Annotated in this window: 3 protein-coding genes; 2 read left to right on the top strand and 1 reads right to left on the bottom strand. The window is 46.0% G+C overall.

Annotated elements, in window-relative coordinates:
* A partial coding sequence (locus JGK39_RS31510; protein ID WP_293261773.1) for a glycoside hydrolase family 38 C-terminal domain-containing protein occupies window positions 1-2,084 on the top strand: 2,084 nt, incomplete at its 5' end.
* A gap of 158 nt (window positions 2,085-2,242) precedes the next feature.
* Here JGK39_RS31510 and JGK39_RS31515 read toward each other — a convergent pair.
* Window positions 2,243-2,833: a cytochrome b gene (locus tag JGK39_RS31515; protein ID WP_293261776.1), complete on the bottom strand. Its 591-nt coding sequence runs from the start codon at window positions 2,831-2,833 to the stop codon at window positions 2,243-2,245.
* Window positions 2,834-3,783: 950 nt separating this feature from the next.
* Between JGK39_RS31515 and JGK39_RS31520 the strand changes: the two genes are divergently transcribed.
* Window positions 3,784-7,734 (top strand): PAS domain S-box protein, encoded by a 3,951-nt coding sequence (locus tag JGK39_RS31520; protein WP_293261779.1) that lies wholly within the window; start codon window positions 3,784-3,786, stop codon window positions 7,732-7,734.
* Window positions 7,735-7,817 lie beyond the last annotated feature (83 nt).

Here is a 7,817-nt window from a genome sequence, read left to right on the forward strand (position 1 = left end):
ATTCGACAACTTTACCCGAAAGTCAAACACAGCAGTCTGAAAAATCCGCAAGTTTGCCAATTTCTGAAGTTGTCGAAACTTGGGCGGATGTCGCAGCGGAAAAATTACTCGAAAATTCGACAATTTCATCCGAAAGTGAAACGAATTCGGCAGAAAACGAGGAAAATTTGCAACTTAGGAAAACAACTAAGAATTTGTCCGGCTTAGCAGGTGATTTTTCCGGTAAAATGCCCGAATCAGAACCTAAATACCTTGATTTCCCCACTGAGATTCACCAAGAGAAATCCCAACTAAAAAATTCCCCCTCTCCCCCTCTCCCAATCTGGAAAGACGAACTTTATCTAGAATTCCACCGGGGTTGTTACACTACTCGCGCTGACCAAAAACGCCAAAACCGCCGCTGCGAAGATTTGCTCTATGAAGCGGAGTTGTTTTCTTCGATCGCGACAATCTGCACTGGTGCGGTTTATCCGAAAGTTGAGTTAGAATCGGCTTGGAAACAGGTGTTGTTTAACCAGTTTCACGATATTTTGCCCGGTTCGGCGATCGCCCAAGCCTACACTGATGCTAATCTAGCCTTTGCTGGGGTCGATCGCGCTTGCCGCCACATCTTGCTAAAATCCTTAGATGCCATTGCTGCTCAAATTTCTCTGCCTTCTCCTCCGCAGCCGGACGCTCAACCCATTTTTGTTTTCAATTCTCTCAATTGGTCGCGCTCTGAGGTTGTCGCCGTAACTCTTCCCGATTCCTCTGACGCAGCTTGGCAAATTTACGATTTATCGGGACAGCGGTTGACGAAGCAGGTTGTCACGGGCGATCGAGAGTCACTACCATTTACAATTTTATTCTGTGCCAATGACATCCCGGCGATCGGCTACTGCGTTTTTTGGCTCTGTCGTGAAGATACTCAAACAGTCGATCGTCCGTCAGCAAGCTCAACCACCGAAAAAAAGACAGAACTGTCGAAACTTACATACGGTATAGCACAAAAAAACACGCCTTGTCAAGAAACGCATTTTACAGCCCCAGAAATAGTCTTGGAAAATGAACTTATTCTGGTAAAAGTAGACGCAGCAACTGGTAACTTATCCAGCATTTGGGATAAAGCAAACCATAGAGAAGTGCTGAATGCAGCCGGAGGAAATCAACTGCAAGCCTTTCAAGACAGCGGCCAATATTGGGATGCTTGGAACATCGATCCGAATTACCAAAAACATCCATTACCCGCCCCGATACTCAAACAGATTTATTGGGTAGAGCGGGGAGAAGTGCGGCAGAGTTTGCGCGTAATTCTGCAAATTGGTAAATCCGAGTTTCGCCAAGACTATATAGTAGAAATAGGTTCCCCACTGCTGAAAATCAAGACAGTTGCAGATTGGCAAGAAACTCACGTTTTAGTCAAAACAGCCTTCGGGTTAAATGTCGCAGCAGATTTTGCAACTTGCGAAATTCCCGGCGGCGCGATCGCACGCACGACCAAACCACAGACACCCGCAGAAAAAGCCAAATGGGAAGTACCGATTTTGCGCTGGACTGATATCAGCAACGACGGTTTTGGAGTTAGTTTGCTCAACGATTGTAAATACGGTTGCGACATTCAACCAAATCAAATTCGGCTGACTTTGCTGAGAAGTTCGACTTGGCCGGATGAAGCAGCAGATGTCGGAATTTCCCAATTTACTTGTGCCGTTTATCCCCACACTGGAAATTGGCAAGATGCCGACACAGTTCGGCGCGGGTACGAGTTGAATATGCCGCTGCTAGTACAAGTCTTGCCAAACTTAAAGGAAAATTGCCATAAGACTCTGCCACCCGTTGGCAAGTTCTTGGATTTGTCCGCCGAAAATTTAGTGCTGATGGCTTTCAAACAGTCGGAAGATGATGCTAATATGTGGATTTTGCGGTGTTACGAGTGTCATGGTGAAGAGGCGAAGTTGGAATTAAACAGCGATTTGGGTTTGGCGATTAGTCAGCCAGTCGATTTATTAGAACAACCGATAAATTCACCCAGGAAGTCGGACGATGGGAAAGTTTTCAAAATATCACCGTGGAAAATAGCCAGTTTTGCAGTAGACTTATCATAAATATACATCTCCAAAAAAGTCTAATATTGAACAGGCAGGATGCCTATTCCACAATAATTATTATTGGAGAGGTTGATTAGTCCTGGACGTATCAACTAATTATGTAAGGTGAGCAGCGTCCACCTTACGGCTACAAATTGAGAACAGTCTCCGCAAATTTATCCCACATTTTGAGACTTTGCGAACTTAGTGCGAACAAAATTTGTTAACCTGCGCCAATTAGCCCTGACAACTTTCTTCTGATCTAAAATATGCAAAATCGCGAATGCTAAAAACGTGTACGCCAGCCAAAAATGCAAACTCCTTCCCACCTCAACCATGGCGGAATTCTGCGGAAACACATCCGGCAAAACAATTCCGAAAAATTTCACATTGTTACTTTTGAAAGAGTTAGAAAAAAAGAAACCAGCAACCGGAACTAGCCACATAAAAACGTACAAAGTCGCGTGCAGAGCAAAATTTTTGTACCATTCCTTCGTAAACTTTGGCAGGCGTTTGGTATATTTTTTCCACCCTACTCGCAGCAAAGTCAAAATCCGCCAAGTCAGCAAAGCCATCGTCAGCACTCCTACAGATTTGTGAAAATCGTAAAGAAAGCCTCGAATTAACAACTCTCTCGGCAATTGAGCCATAAACGTACCGCCCACAAACAGCACTAAATAGCAAGCTGACATCACCCAGTGCAAGGACATCAATTGTTTGAACGCAGAATTAAGTCGGGGTTTAGCAACGGGTTTTAGGGTGGTCACTCTTCTTTACCTCCTTAGCGTTTGCTGCACAAGATTCAGTATAAACTATAGGACTCAAGCCTGTGGTATATTGTGCATTATCATATACCCTTTCAAGCTCTCATATTGGCGGACGAATGGGCATAGGCCTGCGCCGGGCATAGGGCATAGGCCTCTGTGACCATACCTCACCATGCTTGAGAACCGCTATATTTCGTTAACTTAATTGTTATCAATATTTATTAAACAGTCGAATTAACTCTATTCACGATCGTCATTCTCGGCCAAAAAACGATCGTACTGGGGTCGATCGCCTGCCAAGCAGTTTTGAGGTCTCCTACTCCCCAAAGCTACGGCACTCATCTGACCCAACAATTGCGCTCGCCGCCCGGTTCATCCGCAGCCCGGGCAAATATCCCAACCCGAAACCTAAGTAAGTCAGTCCCAACAGTAGATATTTGAATGTTATCATAGATACTTAAAACCATTGATTGCCGATTTTTTCCATTGTCGAGGATACTACAAGTACACAGGAGGTAATTGCTGTTTTAATTGCTGACACGGCAACGCCGCGGGAAATATCTCCCGCACGCAGGCGGTCTACCAACTACTGCAACCGCTAAGATGGTTAAGATGTTCTTAATTGCCGAAACCCTTGTGGTCGATCGCAACGAAAGGTCTTCCGTCTTGCGTCTTCCTTCGGTCAACTGTCAACCGTCTTGCTTCTTCCGTCTTCCTGATGACTGATGACCGATGACTAATGACTAATGACCGATGACTAATGACTAATGACTTCTTCCTTCTTCCTTCTAAACAAACACAGGGGTTGCATCGCAAGCGAAAACCAGCGTGCTGGACAAGCTGTAATTTTGTTACAAGTTGTAACTTTTTCAAATAACAGGTTAAATTTAGTTTCACAAGAAAGTTAAATTCCAGAAAGTAAAATTAATTACAGTCGAGTTAAGCTAAAAGTGTTTGCTAATAAAAATCATTCAAGCAACCCAGAAACCAACAATTCTCACTTGACAGGTACGGGGGACGATCTCGCGGCCACGAAAGTTTCGTCCAACAAACAACAAGTCGAACAGGATTGGTATCGAACTGTCTACGATAATTTTCCGGGCATTTACTTCGTCCTAGACGCTTTGGGAAGAGTTTTTTCGCTCAATCAATTCGGCGAATCTCGCCTCGCCTACAGGTCGCAGGAATTAGTTTGTCATTCAATTTTTAACATATTTTACTGCCAAGATCAAGGGAAAATGCAGTCAGAATTTGCGAGATTGGTTCACCCGAAAAACGGTATGCCAAATCCAAAAGTTGCCTGTTGGGAAGGCTGCTTGACTCGCAAAGACGGCAAAATTATCTGGGTAAAAGCAACGGCGCGCGCTTTGCCTGTGGTAGAATGGAAAATAGACGAAAATACCGATAGTCGCTCAGTTGCTAATTTCCAACAGCCAGTGGTACTGTTAGTTTGCGAAGAAATTAAGGCCGCTGGGCCTCCTTCAGCACCGCCGCCAAACTCTCAGGACAATTGGCGCCGTTCAACTTTGGCGATCGCAAAATTAGCCAAAAGTCAACTTAAAGAACGCAACAATATAGAAGGATTCATCCGCGAAGTCACGGAAACCGCTGTCAGTATTGTCAACTGCGATCGAGCTAGCATTTGGCTGTACGGGGAAGACAAAACGCAGCTTCACTGTATCGACTTTTACGAACAAAATACCAAACTCCATTCCGTACAAATAATCATTACAGCAGCCGACTGTCCGGCGTATTTTCAAGCCTTAAAATCCGCAAATGCGATCGCAACGGTGGCAGCCGAAAATGACCCGAGAACGCGAGAACTGGCAAGTCTTTATTTTGCCGATCGGGGTACGACTGCCCTGTTGAACGTACCGATTTTTCTGGCAGGTCAAATGGCTGGAATAGTCAGCGTTGAACGCCTGGGTTCCAGCAGTCAGTGGACGGAAGAAGAACACGAATTAACTAAAATATTAGCAGAGTTTGTATCGTCAAGTTTGTCGGCTAGCGAAAGCTTAAAATTAGAAGCTCTGCGGCGCGAACAGCAGCAAAATATGCTGAGTCAATACTACGACCAACTAGAAGAAAGAGTAGAAAGACGCACGGCCGAACTCAAAAAAGCCAACAAAAAACTGGAACAAGAAATAATTAAAAGAAAACAAGTAGAAGCAGAAATGCGCCGCCAGCACCAAGAACAGCAAATTATTTTTGATGCGGTGCCGGCGATGATTTGGTACAAAGATACGGACAGCCGCCTGTTGCGAATTAATCAAGCCGCCGCTGCATCGAGAGGTTTGCCCGCAAATCAACTAGAAGGCAAATCTTTTTATGAAATCTATCCAGACGAAGCAGAACAATATTATTTAGAAGATTTAGAAGTCATCAATTCTGGCGTTCCCAAACTGGGAAAAGTCCAACTGTTGCCAACTGCCTCCGGTCACAAATGCTGGGTGCGGACAGATACAATACCTTACCGCGACGAATCAGGTCAAGTGGCTGGTGTTATCGTGTTTGCAGTAGATATTACAGATTTAATTAGAGTCGAAAGAGAACTGCGAGAAAATCGCGCTCGTCTTACTGAAAAAGTTGAGAAACGCACTGCTATGTATCGGCAGGCAATGGCAGCTCTGTATTCGGCAAATACGCAAATGCAACAGCTAATTAACAACAGCTATGCCGGGGAACACGGTAGCAGCACAGCAGCACAATTGCTCGAATGCGAAGCTTATTTTGAAGCAGTTGCCGTGGCCGACCGCGACACAATTTTGAGCGTCAGCAGGGATTTTGCCGAACTGTTCGGTTACGAACCTGCGGAAATGGTGGGAATGAGTTTGCTGGAACTGCTGTCGCCAAAATCTTACAAAATGGCACCACAAATGATTTCTGCACCCAGCAATACAGTCTGCGAAACGATTTTTCTCAGGCGGGACGGGACTGCTTTTCCTGCTGATGTACGCAGCAAATTTGTAGTTTGCGAAGGTCGTTTGGTGCAGGTGAAAGCAGTGCGAAATCTCACGGAACGCAAATTGATGGCAGCAGAATTAGAACGATCGCGCTCTTTGTTGCACGCTACTATGGAAGCGACGGCAGATGGCATTCTTGCTGTTACTAATGCGGGAGAATTGATTAGTTTTAATGAAAAGTTAGTTCAAATGTGGGGCATCCATGAAGAACTTAGAAACTCACTGGATAGGACGGTTCGGCTGACGTTTCTCACTAAGCAAGTTAAAGATCCGAGGGATTTTTTACAGAGAGTTAAAGAAATTTATAGCGATGCGGAGTCCGAAGGCTGCGATATTCTTGATTTTAAAGACGGCCGGACTTTTGAGCGCTATACGCAGCCGATTCGAGTCGGACAAAATATTATTGGCAGGGTGTGGCGCTTCCGGGATATTACTTCTCGCGAAAAGGTGACGGCAATGTTGGGAGATTCTCAACGGCGCTTTCGGGCAATTTTTGATTCTTCTTTCCAATTTGTTAGCTTGCTAAAACCGGATGGTATTCTGCTGGAATCTAACCAAACTTCTCTGGATTTCGCGGGAATTAAGCTGCGGGATGTGGCAAATCGACCGTTTTGGCAGGGGCCTTGGTGGGGGGTTTCTCCGGAAGTTCGCCAACAGTTGCAAGAGGCGATTTCTCGATCGGCAAAAGGTGAATTTGTCCGCTATGAAGTGGAGGTTCAAGGGGTAAACCGCACGGCAACTATCGATTTTTCTCTCAAACCGGTGGCAGACGAAACTGGTAAAATTGTCTTGCTGCTGCCGGAAGGTCGAGATATTACTGAAAGCAAGGAGGTGCAAGTGGCTCTGCGCCAGCAAGTTGAGCGGGAACGCCTGATCGCCGAAATTCAATCTCGCATCCGTTCTTCTCTGGATCTCAAAGATATTCTCAACACTACAGTAGCGGAAGTGCGGGAGTTTTTGGCAACAGATCGCGTGATTCTTTTCCGCTTCCGGCCAGATTGGAATGGGGATGTGGTGGTGGAGTCGGTGGGCCCGGGGTGGATGCCGCTGATGGGGATGGCGATCGAGGATTGCTGTTTTGCTAATAGTTATGTGGGCCAGTATTTGAAGGGCAGAATTCGCGCTGTAGAAGACATTCACGCTTCTAATTTTGCCGAGTGCCACGTCAATTTTTTGGCCGATTGTCAGGTGAAGGCAAATTTGGTGGTGCCCATCGTGCAGCAGGGAATCGAACACCGCGACGGCAATCCTACTTGTCAAGTGCCGAAGTTGTGGGGTTTGTTGATTGCTCACCACTGTTCGGCGCCCCGCGAGTGGCAGCAGTTTGATATGGATTTGCTGAGTCAGTTGGCGACTCAAGTGGCGATCGCGATCGAACAATCTTTACTTTACCAGCAGTTAGCTGCTGCTAACCAGCGGTTGGACGGGTTGGCGAATTTGGACAGTCTGACTCAGTTAGCTAACCGCCGCCGGTTTGACGAGGTGATCAATCGGGAATGGGAACAGTCGAGCACTGCGGAACCGCTATCTTTGATCATGTGCGATATTGACTGTTTTAAACTTTATAACGACAATTACGGCCACCAAGCCGGAGATGCTTGTTTGCAACAAGTCGCGCGGGCGATCGGGGATGCTTGCGCCCACGCACCCGCAGAACGCCTTTATTTAGCTGCTAGGTACGGTGGCGAGGAATTTGGGGTAATTTTGCCAAATACTAATATCGCCGCTGCACAGGCTTTTGCTGAGGGAATCCGCCGCCGCGTTAAAGCTTTGGCAATTCCCCACCTCAAGTCTGTTGTCACCGATTCTGTGACTCTCAGTATGGGGGTGGCGACGATTGCTGAAAATCAAAATTCGCCGAAGATGCTGATTGAAGCTGCGGATAAGGCGCTGTATCGGGCTAAGTCTGGCGGGCGCGATCGAGTCATTAGTCATTAGTCATTAGTCATTAGTCATTAGTCATTAGTCATTAGTCATTAGTCATTAGTCATTAGTCATTAGTCATTAGTCATTAGTCATTA

This window comes from Microcoleus sp. PH2017_12_PCY_D_A, from assembly GCF_020738565.1.
In the GTDB taxonomy this organism is placed as follows: domain Bacteria; phylum Cyanobacteriota; class Cyanobacteriia; order Cyanobacteriales; family Microcoleaceae; genus Microcoleus.